We start from the raw sequence: 18259 nt of genomic DNA, 5'->3' as shown, positions 1-18259 counted from the left end.
CCCTCGCGCCCTCAGGTCGAGTCGGTGCCACCGGGCCCCGGTGTTGTAACCCCCGGTCAGACCTCTGGAACCGAGACGTCCAGGGCGCCCTCGTGGATGCGTGCGTGCACGGTGCGGGCCTCGCCCAGCGCATCCCCGTCCACCTGGACCTCCTGGGCCATGTCGACGGTGACCCGGACCGATCGGGTCTGGCGGAAGGCGAGGTGGCTGGCCGACCACGGCAGGTTGAGGGTTTTCAGGCCCAAGCCCTGGGCGAAGATCTTCCCGGCAAGGTTCACCCATCCGACGGCTCCGACCTGCGTGTCCGCCGCGATGATGTCCAGGTAGCCGTCATCGATGGAGGCGTCGGGCGCCAATGTGACCAGGGGCAGTTGCCCGCAGTTGGCGAAGAGCACTGAACGTGCCTTGAGCTCGGCGACCTCGCCCTCATCGGGGTCGGCGCCTTCGCCGGCGCCTTTCGTGCCGCCGGACCGGTCTGCACCTTCGGCCCGGTCGGCGCCCTCGTCACCGGCACCGCCCTCGCCCGCAGTGTCAGCGGATGCGCCATGGCCGGAAGCACCCGCACTTCCGGCCTCGTCGGCGGATCCCGCCTCGGCGTCCCGGTCCACGGCGCTGGCGCCGGAGATCACCCCGGCCTGTCCGTCATCCAGGGCCGACCAGTCGAGCGCGCGCTGCTCGCCCACGTCACGCGCCCCGCGCAGGACAAGGCGGGCCGACATCCGCTCTTCCTCCAGCGCGCCCATGGCGGCGACGACATAAGCCGCCCATCCCATCGACTTCTTGAGATTCGAGTCAGTGTCGGCCATGGTGCGGCCGTCGAAGCCGATGCCCGCGATCACCAGGAAAGCGTGCTCGTCAGGAGCGTTGTCGACCCGCAGCCAACCCAGGTCCACCGAGCGATGGCCGGCGCCCAGAGCAATGCGCAGAGCCTTGTCGTGGTCGTCGACGGGAATGCCGACATTGCGTGCAAAGAGGTTTCCGGTGCCATTGGGCAGGACTCCCATGCGCACACCCGTTCCGGCCAGCGCCGCGGCGACTGCGCGAACGGTGCCGTCGCCACCTGCGGCGATGACGATCGACGCTCCCTCGTCAATGGCCTTGCGCGCCTGGCCGGTGCCCGGGTCCTCGACGGTGGTTTCGCGCCAGTGGATGTGGTGGACGCCGACCTCGCGTGCAGCAGCCTCCATGTGCCGGCGGAAGTCGGCGAAATCTTCGGGGCCGTCGAACTTCGACGGGTTGACGATGACCCAGGGCCTTGGCACTCCCCGGTCGGGGTGGTCGGCGCGGGCGGGCTCCAACAGTGCCTGCCGGATGGTTTCGCGCTGGGATCGCAGGTGGAGGGCCCACCACGCGCCTGCGATCGTGCTGGCCACGGCACCGAAAGCTCCTGCCGCCCACATCCACCTGTTCGACGTCATGGCCCCAGAGTAGTGGCAGGGCAGGTGGGTGGCGGACAGGGGTTGCGGCCAGGGCCCGACGGCCTGCCTTCCGCGACCGGTGACCAGGGCGGCCCCCTCCCACCGGGGCCTAGGATGGACGCATGATCGACGTGCGTGCGCTGCGAGACAACCCTGAACCCGCCCGGGCCTCACAGAAGGCCCGCGGGGCCGACCAGACCCTGGTCGACCGCATCCTTGAGGCCGACGCCGTCAGGCGAAGCGCCCTGCAGGAGTTCGAGTCACTGCGCTCCACCCAGAAAGAGGTCTCCAAGTCGGTGGGCAAGGCCTCGGCCGAGGAACGCCCGGCCGTCCTCGCCCATGCGAAGGAACTGGCCGAACAGGTCAAGGCCGCTGAGGCGCGCGCCAACCAGGCCGACGCCGAGGCCGACCGCCTCGCCCGCCTGCTGCCGAACCTCGTCGAGGACAGTGTGCCCGTCGGAGGCGAAGAGGACTTCGTCGTCCTGCGCCATGAAGGCCCCGTCAAACGCGACTTCGCCGCCGAAGGCTTCGAGCCCGCCGACCACCTGGCGTTGGGCGAAGGCCTGGACGCCATCGACACGCGCCGCGGCGCGAAGGTTTCCGGCGCCCGCTTCTACTACCTCAAAGGCGTGGGGGCGCGCCTCGAATTGGCGCTCATGACGATGGCCCTGGACCAGGCCGTCGCCGCAGGTTTCACGCCGATGATGACCCCGACACTGGTGACACCCGCAGTCATGGGCGGCACGGGCTTCCTCAACGAGCACTCGGACGAGATCTACTACCTGCCCGCCGACGACCTGTACCTGACCGGCACTTCCGAGGTCGCGTTGGCCGGCTACCACGCCGACGAGATCCTGGACCTGACCGGCGGCCCCAAGCGCTACCTCGGCTGGTCGACCTGCTACCGGCGTGAAGCCGGATCGGCGGGCAAGGACACGCGCGGCATCATCCGCGTCCACCAGTTCAACAAGGTGGAGATGTTCAGCTTCTGCCGCCCGGAGGAGGCCGCCGAGGAACACCGGCGTTTCCTCGCATGGGAGGAGCAGATGCTGGCCAAGGTCGAATTGCCGTACCGGGTCATCGACACGGCCGCCGGCGACCTGGGCACCTCCGCCGCCCGCAAGTTCGACTGTGAGGCGTGGCTGCCCACCCAGGAACGCTTCATGGAGGTCACCTCGACCTCGAATTGCACGACCTTCCAGGCGCGTCGCCTGGGCATCCGCGAGCGCCGCGACGGCCAGATGTTCCCGGTGGCCACACTCAACGGGACTCTGGCCACGACACGGTGGATCGTCGCCATCCTCGAGAACCACCAGGGGCCCGACGGGTCGGTGCGTGTGCCCGAGGCCTTGCGCCCCTACATGGGTGGCCTTGAGGTTCTGCCGAAGGTCATCTGAGTGGCGTCGCGCGGGCGAGTCGATCATGACGACGAGGGCGGCGCCGCCCTCGTCAATGGGCACGCTCCTGCCCGGCAGGACTCAGGTGGGAGCCCCGCAGCATCCGCCTGGGTGAGGCCGACCCCGCGCAGCGAGGTCCCGCACGGGACCACGTTCCTCACACCGCCCCCTTCGGGGGAGCGGGCGCTGCCCTTCGAGGAGCAGGTGGCGCGGGCAAGGGCGGCCCTTCCCGAGGGCTTTCCCACCGACCTGTCGGAGGTGCTGGTCGCCGTGGACGTGGACGGGACCCTCATCACGGCCGCGGGCGCGTCGGCGCGGGTCAGGAGCGCCTACCACGACCTGTTGGATGCCGGCGGACACGTCGTGGTCTCCACGGGACGAGGGCGGTGGGCGGCCCGACCGGTTCTGGGGGACCTGGGGGAAAGGCGCGGCTTTTCGGCGTGCTCGAATGGGGCTCTGCTGGTCGAGTGGGACCTGGAGGCGCCTGAGGGTGGGCGAATCCTGCGCAGTCACGTGTTCTCACCCAGGCGCGCCATCATGATGGTCCAGCGGGTGGTCCCCGAAGCGCTCTTCGGGGTCGAAGTGCCCGAAGGGTACTTGGTCAATGCCCTGTTCCCTGAGGGTGAGCTGCTGGAGCACCATCGTGTGGTTCCCGTGGAGGAGTTGTGGGCCAGACCCACGACGAAACTCGTCGTGCGTGTGCCCGGGATGGACACCGGCCGCTTCGAGCAGCTGTTGGGGCAAAGCGGCTTGGGTGGCGACCACGAGGTCTTCGTCGGCTGGACGTCGTGGGCGGATGTGTGCGCGAAGGGGTGCACGAAGGCTTCGGCCCTGGAGGAACTGTGCGGGATCCTCGGTGTTCCGCATGGCGGGACGGTGGCCTTGGGCGACGGGTCCAATGATGTTGACATGATCACGTGGGCGCGTGTGGGTGTGGCCATGGGCGGTGCGGCCCAGTGGATCAAGGACCGGGCCGACCTGGTGACCGGAGCCGTGGAAAACGACGGTTCCGCGGCGGTGATGCGAGCAATTCTGGAGCATTCCCGCGCCTGATGGAATCGAGTCGGCAGAGGTGACCGAGTAATCGATACGTCCGACGAAAACACTTGGCGGGCATTGAATTCCACTTCCTGATGTTGTCGGACCTTGATGTTTCCCGATTCGCGGGGTGCCTTGTACAGGAAATGACAATTGCTCATTCGTGGAATGCAGGAATACCGTGAGATCTTCCCATGTGTCCGTCGACGAAATGCCAACAGTGACTGAGACGACCCCGCTCCCTGCAGGACCGCGCAGATGGTGGAGGGCCATTCCCACCCTGCTCGCGGCCCTGTTGGCGTGTGTCATGGTTCCCGTCCCGGCAGCGAACGCCTCGACTGTCGTCCCCGTTCCGGACATCCTCGATTCCGTCGGCGGCAATGTGTACGTCGGCCAGAATCCCGACTGGACGAACTCCGACTACTGGGACGGAACACGGTGGGTGTCGATGCGCACCCTGCTGCCCGCAAGTCCGGCAACCCAGGACGGCCCCAGCGTGCAGATTCCGGGCGGATGGTGGATCTACTGGTCGGCCCAGACGTGGGGCGGGTCCTTCATGGTGTGGCGATACCCGCAAAACGGTCAGATGACCTATGCTGGCACCGAGTACCCCGGGTTCAAGATCCGCCTGAAGCAGATCGGCTACACGGATGACGGCCAGGTCATCGACTCGGTCATCGACTTCACGCGAGTCATGGCATGGCAGCAGGACGGTCTTCCAGAGCCCGCTTGGTTCACGCCCTTCGAGATCTCCACCGTCTACGGGCCGCTGGCGGCAGCCGAAGGAAATGGCGTCGACAGGGGCATTGCCGTGGACATGACCTTCAACACGCGTCTGGTCAAGACGGGCACTGACACCCTGATCGACGCCTCGCACAGGATGGACGTCCTCTACTGGGACATCGACCAGCCCCTGCACTTCGCTCCGGGTGGCGCACCCACCATGGACTTCTCCTCCTCCTACCGCGAAGGCATCAAGTTGGCCAACGGCTACGAGGACGTGGTCAAGATCGGGCAGGGCACCCAACTGCGCCACGAAGAAGACGTGTGGTTCCGCTCAGGCGCCACCGACAATTCGAGTACCCCGTCGAATCTGTCGTCGATCGTGGCGACCGCCGGACCCGAGTACACGACCCAGTGGCGTGGTGAAGGTTGTTCCACCGGAATCGGGTACGACTCCAAGGTGGTCCAGTACCCACAGTGGTCGGCCCCGACGAAGAACCCGCCCCTGCAGTACAAGAAGCGCGGTGAAGTCGCCGCCTTCGAGATCCAGCAGACCTTCCCCTTCGTGGCCGATTCGAACAAGCCGGGCTCCATCGTCCTGTCGGACGAGTTGGATCCCGCCCTCGTCGCATCCCGGGCAAGCGTGAAGGTCACCAAGACCATGCCCGACGGCTCCCCCCGCGACGTCACCGACAACTGGACCATCGCGGTCGACGGCCAGACGATCACCGCCACCGCGAAGGACACCAGTCACGGGTGCCTGCCCGGAGAAAACCCGAAGACCTGCACGAACAGGCCGAACTCTCCCGAAGGCGCACATGTCTTCACCATCAATGCGCCCGTGTCCACGACCACCGACCTTTCCACGTACGCCAGGGCCGACGAGGGCCAGACCCGCTACGTCCAGTTCCCGAACACGGCCAGTGTCACCGTCGATGACCAGGTGAAACAGACTGACACGGTTCATGTGAAGCTTCCCCACGAGGCCAAGGGTCAGCTGGAACTCACGGCGAAGAAGACCGTCACAGGCGCTGCCCTGAAGGGCAACCAATTCAAATTCGTGGCCAGGGAACGCGAAAGCGGACGCGTCGTCACCGCGTCGAACCGCGCCGACGGCACCGTGGTCTTCCCGAAGTTCGACTTCACCCAGGACGACATCGGCAAGACCTTCACCTACGACATCACGGAGGTCATTCCCCGACCGGTGCCCAATGGATGGCGCTACGACACCCACACGGACACCATGACAGTCGAGGTGAGTGACGCAGGCGAGGGCCAGTTGGCCTTCACGCGGACCACCGATGTCGACGGAGTGGCCTTCGAGAACGTGCTCACCAGCGCCTTCGCCGTCAAGAAGGTCAACTCCACCGACAATTCGGTCCTTCCGGGGGCGGGCTTCACCCTGTACGCGGACGACGGTGACGGGACTTTCGACGAGGGCGACGCCCCGGCGCAGGCCTGGTCCGACGCGGCGCTGACCGCCCCCATACCGGGAGGAACTGCGACCACCGAGGCGCAGGGAGTGGCGTACTTCCGAGGACTGCTGCCCGGGAAGACCTACTGGTTGAAGGAGACCCGCGCGCCGGCCGGCTTCACCTTGGACGTGAACGCCCACCGCATCGACGTCTCCGCCAAGGGTGAGGTCACCACCGTGAACTCGGCCGGTACCGTGGCGGCCCTGCCCGTCCTCAACGGGGTGGCCACCATCACCATTGGCAACGACCCGCTGCCCGTCATGCCCAGCACCGCCGGCCCGGGCGTGGTCGGCATGGTCTTTGCAGGCTCTTTCCTCACCGCCTTGGGTGCCGGAGTGTTCCTCATCCGTCGAAGCCCCACGGGCAGGCGCAGATGAATGCACGACTGCGTCGACGCGGCGCCGCCCTCGTCCCCCGCCAAGGCGACCATCCATCCCACAGATCCCGTCCCACACACGTCCCCACAGACCCGACCGACCAGGAGAAGCCAATGAGCTCCACACCTTCGAAGACTTTGACCCGCTGGGCGGCCGCCCTCGTCGCGGGCGCAGCGGCAGTGGCCCTGGGTGCCACTGGAGCGGTGGCCGATCCCACCAGCCCGACCGATGTCGCCGACTCCACTGTGACCATCACCGGTCTGATCGATGGGGACACCGTCAGCGCCTACCTCATCGCCGACGCGGATGTGGATGCCGCGAACAACCTCACCTACGTGATGACTCCGGGCCTGCCGGCGGACTTCGACACCGTCGGCGAGATCGCCGCCCTCACCTCGGACGGCGCCACCTTCACCCAGGGAACGGACGCGCAGAACGCTGCCTCGAAGATTGCTGCAGCGTTGACGAACGCCACCAAGACCGCTGTTGCGGTCGGCGACTCCGCCAGCCTGACCCTGGGCAGCGGCTACTACTTGGTGCGCGTGACCTCCACCAGTGGAACCGCGAAGGTCTACCAGAACATGCTGGTCGACCTGTCGCCCGCGGTGAACGACAACAACGGGTACAAGCCCCATGAGGCCGTGACCATGGCCGCCAAGTCGACCTCCGTGTCCATCGACAAGGGCGTGGGCGACAACGCCGCCGAGTCCACCGACAAGTACTCCGTCGGTGACAAGGTCCCCTTCACGGTGACCACCGCGATCCCGAACTACCCGGCCGACTCCACCAAGGCCACCTTCAAGGTCACCGACAAGCCCACCGCCGGCCTGCAGATCGACCCCGCGTCCATCAAGATCAACGGCACCCCGGCCGTGACCGGCGCCGACTACACGCTGACGGCCTCGGCCACCGGGTACACGGTGGAGTTCACCAAGGCCCACATCCTGGCCAACCCGGCTGCGCCGATCGTCATCACCTACGAGGCGACCCTGACCGCAGAGGCCTTCTCGCGCAGCGCCGACGAGGTCACCGGCAACACCGCGACCATCACCTTCAACCCGAACCCCTACGACGAGACCACCAAGTCCCCGTCGGACACGACGAAGGTGCAGACCTACGGCTACTGCTTCACCAAGGCCACGCCTGAAGGCGCCCCCCTGCCCGGCGCCGAGTTCACCCTCACCCTGACCAATGGCACCGCGCTGGTCAGCGCCTCGGACAACCAGGGTCGCGTCTGCTTCGAGGATCTGGCAGCAGGCACCTACACCCTGTCGGAGACCAAGGTTCCGGCGGGCTACCAGAAGGTTGCCGACTTCTCCTTCGAGCTGTCCGCCGCCACGGCGACCGCCGACAACCCGGTGACCGCCGAGACGGAGAACAACTACCTGATCTCGACCCAGAACGTCATCGACCCGAAGCAGCCCGCCATGCCCATCACCGGTGCGCAGGGCCTGGGGCTGGTCCTGGGCACCGGCGCGATCCTGCTGGTGGCCGGCATGTTCTTGCTGGCGCCGCGCAGGAAGCGTCCCTGAGGCCCGTCGGGTTGACGGAGCGTCCCGCCTGAACGCGTGATTCCTCTTCACCGGGCACGACGCAAGGCCGGTGGGCGAATGCGCCCACCGGCCCCTTCCGTGACATCCGCCGACGGCGTCGAGGGTCAGGGGACGCAAGGCAGCAAGGCCCCGCCCTCGTCCCCCAGCGCAAGCGGTGAGGACGGCTCTGCCCGCCGCCCTTCGCCGTGGCGGATCGTCTTGGGCGTGCTGGCGGTGGTTGCGGGCGTGGGCCTGATGAGCTACCCCTTCGTCGCCGACGTCCTGAACCAGCGTGCGCAGGACCAGGTGACCCAGACCTTGGACCGGGCGGTCTCCGCCGCGGCCCCGCATGCCCTGGACAAGGAACAGTCGGCCGCGGTGGACTACAACCGGCGGCTGCTGGAGGGCAGTTCTCACGTCGTGGACCCTTTCGACCCCGCCGACGTCAAACCGGGCAATGAGGAGTACCAGCGAATCCTCAATGTGGCCGGTGACGGGGTCATGGCTGAGCTGCTCATCCCGAAGATCGGGGTCGACCTGCCGATCAGGCACTACACCAATGAGGAATCGCTTGCCCAAGGTGTCGGGCATGTCGTCAACACCTCCGTGCCGGTGGGCGGCGTGTCCACCCACACGGTGCTGGCGGCGCACACGGGGCTGCCGACAGCGCGCCTCTTCGACCGCCTGCCGGAGGTCGCCGTCGGGGACACCTTCGTCATTCGCGTGCTGGGCAGGGCCAACGCCTACCGGGTGACTTCAACCGAAGTGGTGCTGCCGGAGGTCGTGGAGTCACTGTCGGTGCAGCCGGGCCGCGACATGGTGACCCTGGTGACCTGTACCCCCTATGGGGTGAACACCCACAGGTTGTTGGTGCACGCGCTGCGGACCGACCTGCCCGCTGATTGGCAGGCGGACGGGGCGCGGACCATCCGGTCGGTGACTCCCGTGGGGGAGCAGTCCTCACTGGTGTGGAAGGCGGCCATTGCGGGGGTCGTCGCGGCCGGTGCGGTGTTGTTGGCGCTGGTGGCGGTGCGTCGTGTGCGCAGGTCGGTTCCCCCGGTGTCACGCTCGGCCTCCAAAACGGGTGTTTCGGGCCGAAATCGTCGCCGAATGTGACACCGGGGGACGGGCCCTCACCGGCTCCTGCCCCGCCCTCGTCCCCGAGGCCGGGCCGCGGAAGAATCCCTGCGGGTGGGGGTGCCCATCCACCCTCTGACGATCTCCATGGCCCGGGCGACATAACCCCTGCCGAAGAGTTGGCAGTGCACCGTGAGCAGGTGAAGCTGGTGCAGGCCTATGCGTTCGCGCCACCCGGGGGCCAGGGGAGAGGCCTCGTCGTATGCGGCACGGATCCGTTCCAGGTGAGGGCATCCGAACAGGGCCAGCGCTGCCAGGTCGGATTCGGCGTGCCCACCTTGGGCTGCAGGGTCGATGAGCACGGCTCCCTCGTCGGTCCACATGACGTTTCCGGACCACAGGTCTCCGTGGATGCGCGCGGCGCGGTACGTGCCACCGGCCCCGCCCTCGTCATTGCCGGCCGGCACCCCGACCCGGTCCCCCGACAAGGCGGCCTCCACCAGGGCAGGCTGGTCGTGGTCGAATGCGCCGGAGGACAGGCGTTCGCACAGGCCTTCGATCTGGCGCCTTTCAGGCGCAGTGAAGGTGGAGTCCACGTGGGGCAGGATCCGGTGTTCTGCGTGGAAGGCGCCCCAGGTCAGCCCGGTCGGCCGTGCGGGCAGGCTCAGGTGCGCGCCGCCGATCCACCCCTGTTCGCCAAGGCCCGGCGGCGGGCAGCCGAGGTGAGGGGCGCCAGCTGCGTGCGTGTGGGCCAGGGCCCGCCCGAAGGCTTCGGCCGCCGCAGAAGTCGCGGGAGCCTGACGAAGCCGCGGCTCTTCCAGCCAGGTCGGCCCGCCGGCCAGGACGGGAACAGCCGCTGCGGCTGCGGGGTCGTGCTCGCGCGCCTCGGCCAACCACAGCAGGGAGGTCACCTCGTGGTCGATGGCCCCACGGCGCCGGTCGATCTTGCGCATGACATCCATGCCTTCACGCTACGGCAGAGGGGTGACAATGGGACATGACCTCAACGCCGATCGACACCTCCGCTCCCTCGAATCCCGGCGGGGAGGTGTGGTGGCGCGACGCCGTCATCTACCAGGTGTATCCGCGTTCCTTCAGTGACTCCGACGGCGACGGGATCGGCGACCTTCCTGGTGTGCTCACACGCCTGGACCACCTGGAGGTGCTGGGGGTGGACGCCGTGTGGATGAGCCCCTTCTACCCGTCGCCGCAGGTGGACATGGGTTACGACGTGTCCGACCATGAGGACGTGGCGCCCGAGTACGGGACCCTTGCCGACTTCGATGCCCTGCTGGAGGGCCTGCACGCGCGCGGGATCCGCCTGCTGGTCGACTTGGTCCCGAACCACACCTCCGACCAGCACCCGTGGTTCCTCGCAGCAATGGCGGGGGATGAGCAGGCGCGGTCGCGCTACCTCATCCGTCGCGGCCGCCGAATCGGTGACGAGGGCGCTGCCGGTGGCTGGCTGCCGCCCAACAACTGGCGTTCCCTGTTCGGAGGCTCCGCGTGGGAACCGATCTGGCCGCACACCGGGCGCTCGGAGGACGAGGGCCTGTTCCACCTGCACCTCTTCGACCCGGCACAGCCTGACCTGGACTGGGAATCGCCTTTGACTCGAGAGTCCATGGAAGAGGTGCTGCGTTTCTGGCTGGATCGCGGGGTCGACGGTTTTCGCGTGGACGTCGCCCACGGAATGGTCAAGGCGCCAGGACTGCCGGACGATCCTGGTCAACCTTTGCTCACCGGTGGTGTGGCGCGGGTTCCCTGGCCCGATGCCGAACCCGGACCCGGAGTCGAATCCGACGAGTCCCAGTCGGCGTCGGCCCCGTCCTCGCCCCCGTTCTTCGACCAGGACGGTGTCCACGACATCCACCGAGCCTGGCGGCGGCTGCTCGACTCCTACCCGGGCCAGCGCGTGCTGTTGGGCGAGGTTCCGGTGGGCGACCAGTTGCGCCGCACCGCCTACACCCGGCCCGACGAGATGCACTTGGCTTTCAACTTCGATGTCCTGTCGACCTCGTGGGATGCCCTTGATCTGCGCGAACGCATTGATCGTTCGCATGGTGCGGATGCGAAGGTGGGTGCGCCGACCTCGTGGGTGCTGGGCTCGCACGACGAATTGCGCATCGCCAGCCGCCTGGGGTACCCGGCCGGGGCGCGCACCCAGGACGGCATCGGCATTGGCCAACCCCAGCCCGACCAGCAGATCGGGGTGCGTCGAGCAATGGCGCTGCACTGCTTCCTGGCCGGCCTGCCGGGGGTCCTGCACGTCTACAACGGAGAGGAGCTGGGCCTGCCCGAGGTCACGACCCTGCCTGACGAGTGCCGCGTGGACCCCCTGTGGGAGCGCTCCGGCCACCGCGTTCGCGGCCGCGACGGGTGCAGGGTCCCACTGCCGTGGGGCGTTCCGGTGTGCGGTGGGCTTCCCGGTGACGAGGAGGGGTCTGGCGCCCGCGAGGTGGCGGCGCCCTCGTGGCTGCCGACCCCACCGGGATGGCAGACCTGGTCGGCGCAGGTCCAGCTGCGCGACGAGAATTCGCCTCTGCGCTTCTTCCAGCGCATGCTGCACCTGCGCCGTCGGCTCCGGCTGGGGCGGGGTGGCATCGAGTGGATCGACTCGGAGGCCGACCTGGCGGTGTTGCGCAACGGGGACACTGTCGTGGCGCTCAACACCGGCGTGGTTCCTCGCGAGCTGCCTGTCAGGGGCCAGGTGCTGCTGACCTCTGTGGGCGTCCAGTGGCCGCCTGTCAGCGCTGCGGGCGGGGTGCCCTTGGCCTGTGCGGCCACTCCGCTTGGAGGGGTGGGCACTGCGCCAGGCCAGGCAGGCGAAGCCGAGGAGAATCGAAGAAGTGGAGAACGGCCGCCGATCATCCTTCCGCCCAATGCGGCTGCGTGGATCCGCGAATCGTGAGCCGAGGATTCACCCCCGTCCTTGTTGTAGGTGGGGGTGGCTACAATCGAAGTGTCAAGGACCAAGGAGGTTCAATCATGGCGCAGAGCACGGTTTCTGAGCGTCCGTCAGTGCGTCACGTGACGCGTAGGCAGCTGGAGGAGCGGCGGCAGCGGATCGAGAAAGTTCTTGTTGAACGCTTTGGTTCATTGGATGCGGCTCGGGAGGCAAATGAGGCATGGCGGCTGTCCGAGGATGAGGAGCAGCACGTCGCTGAACTGCGCGGTATTTCTTTCCTCCTGGGGGAAGACTTGAATGAAGACGATTGAGGATCAGGCGTTTGACTTTGCAAAACGGCTGACTGACCTGATTCAATGTGTCAACAAAAAGCGCCGCCTTTCATCGCACTGGTGAACGATGAGGGAAGGGTTGGAGCGAGAGTCCTGGTTGCTCCACGCGCTTCCGGGTCGGCCGATGATGAAGGCAAACCGGAGCGGATCCCGATCCGTGTCGGTGGGGATCCGGTGTTCAACGTGACAGTCCTCTTCGAATGCACCTCATCACCGAACCATGGGTGGATGGTCATCGAAAAGTCGTCTTTCGTGCTGCGCGTCAATGGCAGAAATGAACCTCTGCTCAGGTGGGAGTACGACCGCAATGCGACCTGTGTGCCGATGGCGCACATGCACATTCATGCTCACCAGGACTCGTGGACCTTCGCAATGATGAGGTCAGGAAAGGGTTCAAGAAGACATGCGGTAGGCCGTCGCAAGGAGAGTCTTGAGCCTCCCAAACTCGCAGACTTCCACATTCCCACAGGTGGGCCTCGACTACGCCCATCATTTGAAGACTTCCTTGAGATGCTCATCCAGGAGTTCGGTGTCGATCATGAGGACGACGCCATTAGGCGGATCGCTTGCGAGAGGGAGGCGTGGAGGGAGACACAGCTCAAGTCAATGGTTCAATCGCTCCACAAGACATCTGCGGATGCGCTGAGGGAGATCGGGTATCTCATCGAGCCTCCGTCCGCTTTGAAACCTGAGAATCGCGATTGGCTCGACCGATTCTAGAAAACGACACGTCTGCTCCTCGCTTCTTGGAAGCCACATGTCGGAGTGACGCAGCGAAGTGGTGACCCTTGGGCCGCATGAGCATCATCTCGGGCTTCAACGCTGAGGCACAGCGTGGCACAACCTCGCCCTCGTGCACTGTCGCCGGGAAACTCTTGGCGAGCGATCCTCAGCCCGTTCGTGACCAGGTCCATGGGTTGGTGCCGGGGAGGTGCGCGAGCAGCAGCGCACGGGTCAGGACCTCAGCCGGTTCCACATGTGCAATCGCCTCCAGTCGCGTTCCTTCCGCATCGCAAGGATCGCCGCCAAGGTGTCGGACACCGTGGTGGCAACCCGGGTCGCGGTGCCGGTGGAATCCTGCGCGTAGCCGTGGTCCGTACTCGTCTGTGCGTTCACTCGCGCACCGCAGTGGGCGCCACCCGCATCAGGATGCGGCGCGCAGACGCAGCGAGTTGAGCACCACGAACACCGACGAGAACGCCATCGCCGCCGAGGCGATCATCGGGTTGAGCATCCCGAGCATTGCCAGCGGGATCATCGCCACGTTGTAGGCGAAAGCCCAGAACAGGTTCTGTTTGATCGTGCGCAGCGTTGCCCGGGAGATGCGGATCGCCGCAGCGGCACTGGTCAACTCGGAGTTCACCAGAGTGATGTCAGCGACTTGGCGCGCCACATCCGTGCCCGACCCCATTGCCATGCCGAGTCCCGCGCGCCCCGCCTGCGCCAGAGCGGCAGCATCGTTCACGCCATCGCCCACCATTGCCACCACATGCCCCTGCTCCTGCAGGTCAGCGACCACTCGGGCCTTGTCCGCGGGCAGGACTTCGGCGATGACACGGTCGATGCCGACCTCGTCGCCAACTGCGCGGGCGGCCCGCCGATTGTCGCCGGTGAGCATCACAGGGGTCACGCCGAGCCGTTCGAGTTCCCGCACAGCGGCGGCAGACGTGGGTTTGACCGTGTCGCGTACGACCAGGACCGCCCCTGCCCGAGCCGAGCCGAGCCTGCCGCTCAGGTCACGCGCACGGACACTCGGACAGGCCGATGCCGGCGCGCCGGCGGCCGAAGGCCACACCTTTCCTGCCGCCGGGCTCTCCTGGACCGGGTCGGTGCCCGCGAAGATTGCGCCACCAGCAGGCCCCTCCAGGTTGGCCTTCCCCTCCGCCCCCGTACCAGTCCTTGTCAAGACTCTTCCGCGGTAGCCGGCGGCATCGACCACGGCCTCAAGGTCCGCATTGGAAACCTCCCGAGTCAGCGTGATGCGCGCGGACTCGGTGGCCAGATTGACCGTTGCGCTGACCCCCTCGACCTTGCCGAGTTTGCGCTCGACTCGCCGCACGCACGACGCGCATGTCATCCCCTGCACGTCCATCTCCACCACGGCGACGGGCGGGGCGGCGACCAACGCGTCCACCCCGCCCACGTGCGAGGGCGCGATCGCGTCGGCGGGGTCCGTGTCGGCCCGGTCCTGCCAAGCGGGCACGACGGCCAGGACGACCGCCGATGCGCCGTCAGCCTCGGCTCGATCCAGCTCTTCGCGCAGGTCGGAAGGGATTGACACACCCGCGTCGACCAGCCACGAGGCACGTCCGACCAGCACCAATTCACTGCCCTCCGGTCCCGTGTGCAGGGCGGAGACTCCAAGGCCCGCGTGGTTGGTGAAGGCCTGGACCTGTGCGGGCGTCACACCACGGGAGTTGGCGCCGGCGACAACAGCGCGGGCCACTGGATGCTCGGAGAGTGCCTCGACCCCGGCGGCCAAGGCAAGAAGGGAGTCCTCGCGCGCATTGTCGCGCGCGCCAGCGCTGTCACTCGGGTGCTCATGCGCGCGCGCACCGCTGTGCACGCGGTCGCCGGCTCCGCCCTCGTCCCCAAGGGAAGGACCCAGCGAATCGTCACGTGGGGAGCCCGCCACGCGCACGGACTCCAAGGCCATGCGCCCCGACGTCACCGTCCCCGTCTTGTCCAGGACGATCGTGTCCACGCGGCGAGTCTGTTCCAGGACCTCGGCCGAGGTGATGAGGATGCCCGAGCGGGCCGCGCGACCCGACCCGACCAGCAGTGCGGTGGGCGTGGCCAGACCCAGGGCGCATGGGCACGCCACCACCAGCACCGCGACCGCCGCCGTCACCGAGGACTGCACAGAGCCGCCAAGGGCAAGCCACGCGACCAGCGTCACCAGTGAGATCGCCATGACCACCGGGACGAACACCCCCGAGATCCGGTCAGCCAGACGCTGCACAGGAGCCTTGCCAGCCTGGGCCTCGGTGACCAAGCGCCCGATCTGGGCCAGGGTCGTCTCGGCGCCCACACGCTCTGCGCGCAGCAGCAACGTCCCCCACGTGTTCATTGTCGCACCCGTCACCCGGTCGCCCACGGTCACGTCGACCGGCACGGACTCGCCCGTGAGCAGCGAGGCGTCCAGCGCTGAATCGCCCTCGACCACGATGGAGTCCGTGGCCACCTTCTCTCCCGGGCGCACCAGGAACAGGTCGCCGACCTGCAGCTGCTCGGCCGGGACTTCACGTTGGCTGCGTTCGCCTGTCGCAGGGTCGATGTGCACAAGGGTCGCATGCTTGGCGCCCATCTCCAGCAGCGAGCGCAACGCATCGCCCGCATTCCAGCGCGCCTTCGCCTCCATGCGCCGCCCGAGCAGCAGGAACAGCACGATTGTGCAGGCGCCCTCGAAATAGATGTCGGCCCCGCCGTGGCTCATCGCTCCGATCTGGTGCGCGCCGGAGTTGGGGTCCAGGAACCAGGGCAGTGCCGGTACCAGCGGCATGTCCATGGTCGCGCCCCACCTGCCGGCACCTCCGAACAGCAGCGCCCACCAGCTCCACACGCTGGTGACGACCACCCCCAAGGAAACCAGGGTGTCCATGGTGGTCGACCCGTGACGCCCGGCCGTGAACGCCGCCCGGTGGAAGGGCCAAGCCGCCCATGTGACCACCGGCAGCGACAAGATGGCCACCACCCACTGCCAGTACCCGAATTGCAGGGCCGGGACCATGGACAGTGCGACGACCACCGTGACCACCGGCGCCGTGAACCACAGGCGTCGGCTGAGGTCGGCGGCGTGCCCGCGGGCGCCCTCGCCGATCCTGTGGGGCGCGGGAGAACGACCCGAGGGTGCCGGGGTCTGGCCCGAGGGTGTCGGGGTCTGGGCACCAGGGCCGGGAGTGTGGTCCGCGGGTGCAGGGGTTTCAGGGGCGGGAGTGGTCGTCATCGGGTGCCAGTTTCCTGTCGGTGCAGGTCAGGTTCAGAAATCGCGGTGGATCCCGGCCAACTCGAAACCGGCTTCGGCGACGGCCTCGCGAAGGGCGGCATCATCGACTCCCTGATCGGTGACGACCGTGACCTTGGAGGTCGCGCCCGAGTTGAGGATCACCTCGACGTTGAGGACGCCTTTGACGTCCTCCAACTCCTCGGTGACGGAGGCGACGCAGTGTCCGCAGGTCATGCCGTTCACGTCCAGGACGACAGTGCGATCGATGGCCATTGTTCTTCCTTCTTTCGGGGTTCGGGTTTTCGTGGGGAAATCTTGGGTCGGGGACGAGGGCCGGGCGTCTTGCCCGGCCAAAGGAGTCGAGGAATGGGGGAGGAGGTGGTGTGGAAACGATGCCGGTGGTCGTCAGCGGTGAGCGGCCCGGCCGGGCGAAGCGAGGTCGGCCCAGCCGGGCTCAGCACTTGACGAGCCTGGCGATGGCTTGCGTGGCTTCGGCAACCTTTGCCGCCCCGGCCTCGTCGGATTCCTTGGCGGCCTGGACGACGCAATGGCCCAAGTGGTCTTGGACCAAGCCCAACGCCACCGAATCAATGGCGGACTGGACTGCGGCCACCTGGGTGAGGATGTCGATGCAGTATTCGCCCTCGGAAACCATGCGCTGCAGGCCGCGGACCTGGCCTTCGATGCGACGCAGGCGGGTGAGGTACTGCTCTGTGGATGAAGCGTATCCGTGCACTCCGACTCCTCTCGATCGGGTCCGTCTGTGGGCGAAGGTACCCCCAGGGGGTATCGCTGTCAAGGGTGGGGCGGGGTGCAGTGGGCGATGACGGAGGGCGACCGGGAGATAGCCTTGCCGAGTGGAATCCCGGACCTCCGTAGCGCCTGCGCTGGCGCTGGTCGCCGTCACCGCCGTGTGGGGGTCAACCTTCTTCATGATCAAGTCGGTCGTCACCGAGATCCCGCCGCTGGACTTCCTCGGAGTGCGCTTCCTGGTGGCGGCCCTGGCAGTCCTGGTGGTGTGGGGGCGGCGACTGGTGCGCTGCGGAGTGCAGACCTGGAAGCGAGGCGTGATCGCAGGCGCGGCGTACTCCTCGGCACAGGTCTTCCAGACCTATGGCCTGGCCCACGCGGACGCCTCGGTGTCCGGATTCATCACCGGCATGTACGTGGTCCTGACCCCTGTGTTGCTGTTCTTCGTGCTGCACCGGGCGGTCGACCGGCGGGTCTGGGTGGCCGTGGCCTTGTCCACTGCTGGACTGTCAGTGCTCGCACTCAACGGTTTTGCCGTCGGAGTGGGAGAGATGCTCACCTTGGTGGCCGCCTTCCTCTACGCGGTGCACATCATCTTGCTGGATCGGTGGGCGGGTCAGGAGAACGGCCTCGACCTGGCCGCCGTGCAGGTGGTGGCCATTGGCGTGATCCTGACACTTGCGGCGCTTCCGGGAGGCGTCGCTTTCCCCGCCGAGCCGATGGGGTGGGTGGCCATCGTCTACATGACGCTGATCCCCGGGCTGCTGGCCATCGTCGTGCAAACGTGGGCGCAGTCGCGCCTTCCTGCGACGAATGCGGCGATCATCATGACGACCGAACCGGTCTTCGCCGCCTCCTTCGCGATCGCTCTGGGAGGTGAGTCCCTCACGTGGCGACTGGCCGTGGGCGGAGGGTTGGTGCTCACCGCCATGCTGCTGGCGGAGATTCACCCGAAACGCAAGGCAACATCCGAAGCTTGAGCACCGTTGTCGGAGTTGTCGGATGAACGGGGTCTTGGACGTCGCAAGAAATCGGGCCCCGGTTCCGACGTCACCGACTCGTCAATGACGCCGGGGAGGCCCGCAAGCGCCTGCGGGCCCCTCCGCAAGGGCCCCTCCCGTGCCCGCACCGCACGCACACAATGCGATGCAGTTGCCTGAGCCCTCCACCAATGAAATCGCTGTGACCTGCGATGACGCATCAGGGCCGTCGCGCACTTCAGTCGCATCGTGTGCGGAATCGGGGATGGATGGTGTGAGCACACCCGGGCCACTGGCCCCTACGCT

General features: G+C 67.2%; 15 protein-coding genes. 9 read left to right on the top strand and 6 right to left on the bottom strand.

Features of this window, described 5'->3' with window-relative positions; translation table 11 throughout:
* Positions 1 to 56: 56 nt before the first annotated feature.
* Positions 57 to 1418 (bottom strand): diacylglycerol kinase family protein, encoded by a 1362-nt coding sequence (locus I6B53_RS10550; protein WP_216764173.1) that lies wholly within the window; start codon positions 1416 to 1418, stop codon positions 57 to 59.
* A 122-nt stretch (positions 1419 to 1540) separates the two neighbouring features.
* Between I6B53_RS10550 and serS the strand changes: the two genes are divergently transcribed.
* The 5 genes from serS (at position 1541) to I6B53_RS10525 (ending at position 9076) form a co-directional block, all read left to right on the top strand.
* Positions 1541 to 2815, top strand: a complete 1275-nt coding sequence (gene serS / locus I6B53_RS10545) for a serine--tRNA ligase (protein ID WP_216764172.1) — start codon at positions 1541 to 1543, stop codon at positions 2813 to 2815.
* Between the two features lie 111 nt (positions 2816 to 2926).
* Positions 2927 to 3868: an HAD family hydrolase gene (locus I6B53_RS10540; RefSeq protein WP_216764171.1), complete on the top strand. Its 942-nt coding sequence runs from the start codon at positions 2927 to 2929 to the stop codon at positions 3866 to 3868.
* Between the two features lie 205 nt (positions 3869 to 4073).
* A complete protein-coding gene (locus tag I6B53_RS10535; protein ID WP_253953879.1) occupies positions 4074 to 6428 on the top strand; it encodes a SpaA isopeptide-forming pilin-related protein in 2355 nt (784 codons plus the stop codon).
* 113 nt (positions 6429 to 6541) lie between these two features.
* Positions 6542 to 7960, top strand: coding sequence for an isopeptide-forming domain-containing fimbrial protein (locus tag I6B53_RS10530; protein ID WP_216764169.1), 1419 nt, complete (start codon positions 6542 to 6544; stop codon positions 7958 to 7960).
* A gap of 99 nt (positions 7961 to 8059) precedes the next feature.
* Positions 8060 to 9076, top strand: a complete 1017-nt coding sequence (locus I6B53_RS10525) for a class C sortase (protein ID WP_253953878.1) — start codon at positions 8060 to 8062, stop codon at positions 9074 to 9076.
* Between the two features lie 17 nt (positions 9077 to 9093).
* Here the strand turns inward: I6B53_RS10525 and I6B53_RS10520 are convergent, their stop codons facing one another.
* On the bottom strand, positions 9094 to 9999 hold the full coding sequence (locus tag I6B53_RS10520) for a fructosamine kinase family protein (RefSeq protein WP_216764167.1): 906 nt from the start codon (positions 9997 to 9999) through the stop codon (positions 9094 to 9096).
* Positions 10000 to 10034: 35 nt separating this feature from the next.
* Here I6B53_RS10520 and I6B53_RS10515 point away from each other — a divergent pair, with 35 nt between their 5' ends.
* The 3 genes from I6B53_RS10515 (at position 10035) to I6B53_RS10505 (ending at position 12997) form a co-directional block, all read left to right on the top strand.
* On the top strand, positions 10035 to 11948 hold the full coding sequence (locus I6B53_RS10515; protein WP_216764166.1) for an alpha-amylase family glycosyl hydrolase: 1914 nt from the start codon (positions 10035 to 10037) through the stop codon (positions 11946 to 11948).
* Between the two features lie 77 nt (positions 11949 to 12025).
* Positions 12026 to 12256 carry a hypothetical protein gene (locus I6B53_RS10510; protein WP_216764165.1) on the top strand — a complete coding sequence of 77 codons (231 nt, stop codon included), beginning with the start codon at positions 12026 to 12028 and terminating at the stop codon, positions 12254 to 12256.
* A gap of 81 nt (positions 12257 to 12337) precedes the next feature.
* Entirely contained in the window at positions 12338 to 12997 is a 660-nt protein-coding gene (locus I6B53_RS10505; protein ID WP_216764164.1) for a hypothetical protein, read from the top strand.
* 234 nt (positions 12998 to 13231) lie between these two features.
* Here the strand turns inward: I6B53_RS10505 and I6B53_RS10500 are convergent, their stop codons facing one another.
* The 4 genes from I6B53_RS10500 to I6B53_RS11185 all read right to left on the bottom strand — a co-directional run bounded on the left by I6B53_RS10500 (position 13232) and on the right by I6B53_RS11185 (position 16959).
* The gene (locus I6B53_RS10500; protein WP_216764163.1) at positions 13232 to 13393 is read right to left on the bottom strand and encodes a hypothetical protein; all 162 of its coding nucleotides are present in this window, start codon (positions 13391 to 13393) and stop codon (positions 13232 to 13234) included.
* 28 nt (positions 13394 to 13421) lie between these two features.
* Entirely contained in the window at positions 13422 to 16223 is a 2802-nt protein-coding gene (locus I6B53_RS10495) for an HAD-IC family P-type ATPase (RefSeq protein ID WP_216764162.1), read from the bottom strand.
* A gap of 33 nt (positions 16224 to 16256) precedes the next feature.
* Entirely contained in the window at positions 16257 to 16496 is a 240-nt protein-coding gene (locus I6B53_RS10490; protein WP_216764161.1) for a heavy-metal-associated domain-containing protein, read from the bottom strand.
* A gap of 181 nt (positions 16497 to 16677) precedes the next feature.
* Complete coding sequence (locus tag I6B53_RS11185; protein WP_253953877.1) at positions 16678 to 16959, bottom strand: metal-sensitive transcriptional regulator; 282 nt, start codon at positions 16957 to 16959, stop codon at positions 16678 to 16680.
* A 121-nt stretch (positions 16960 to 17080) separates the two neighbouring features.
* Here I6B53_RS11185 and I6B53_RS10480 point away from each other — a divergent pair, with 121 nt between their 5' ends.
* Complete coding sequence (locus tag I6B53_RS10480) at positions 17081 to 17953, top strand: DMT family transporter (RefSeq protein ID WP_253953876.1); 873 nt, start codon at positions 17081 to 17083, stop codon at positions 17951 to 17953.
* Positions 17954 to 18259: the final 306 nt, after the last annotated feature.

The organism is Schaalia sp. 19OD2882 (assembly GCF_018986735.1).
Classification (GTDB): domain Bacteria; phylum Actinomycetota; class Actinomycetes; order Actinomycetales; family Actinomycetaceae; genus Pauljensenia.
Note: the sequence above shows the minus strand (reverse complement) of the source record. Positions and strands in the feature narration are given on the sequence as shown.

Bases quoted from the DNA above. Each gene is read 5' to 3' on its own strand.
- I6B53_RS10550 (WP_216764173.1), bottom strand. From the start codon at position 1,418: ATGACGTCGAACAGGTGGATGTGGGCGGCAGGAGCTTTCGGTGCCGTG.
- serS (WP_216764172.1), top strand. From the start codon at position 1,541: ATGATCGACGTGCGTGCGCTGCGAGACAACCCTGAACCCGCCCGGGCC.
- I6B53_RS10530 (WP_216764169.1), top strand. From the start codon at position 6,542: ATGAGCTCCACACCTTCGAAGACTTTGACCCGCTGGGCGGCCGCCCTC.
- I6B53_RS10520 (WP_216764167.1), bottom strand. From the start codon at position 9,999: ATGGATGTCATGCGCAAGATCGACCGGCGCCGTGGGGCCATCGACCAC.
- I6B53_RS10515 (WP_216764166.1), top strand. From the start codon at position 10,035: ATGACCTCAACGCCGATCGACACCTCCGCTCCCTCGAATCCCGGCGGG.
- I6B53_RS10510 (WP_216764165.1), top strand. From the start codon at position 12,026: ATGGCGCAGAGCACGGTTTCTGAGCGTCCGTCAGTGCGTCACGTGACG.
- I6B53_RS10495 (WP_216764162.1), bottom strand. From the start codon at position 16,223: ATGACGACCACTCCCGCCCCTGAAACCCCTGCACCCGCGGACCACACT.
- I6B53_RS10490 (WP_216764161.1), bottom strand. From the start codon at position 16,496: ATGGCCATCGATCGCACTGTCGTCCTGGACGTGAACGGCATGACCTGC.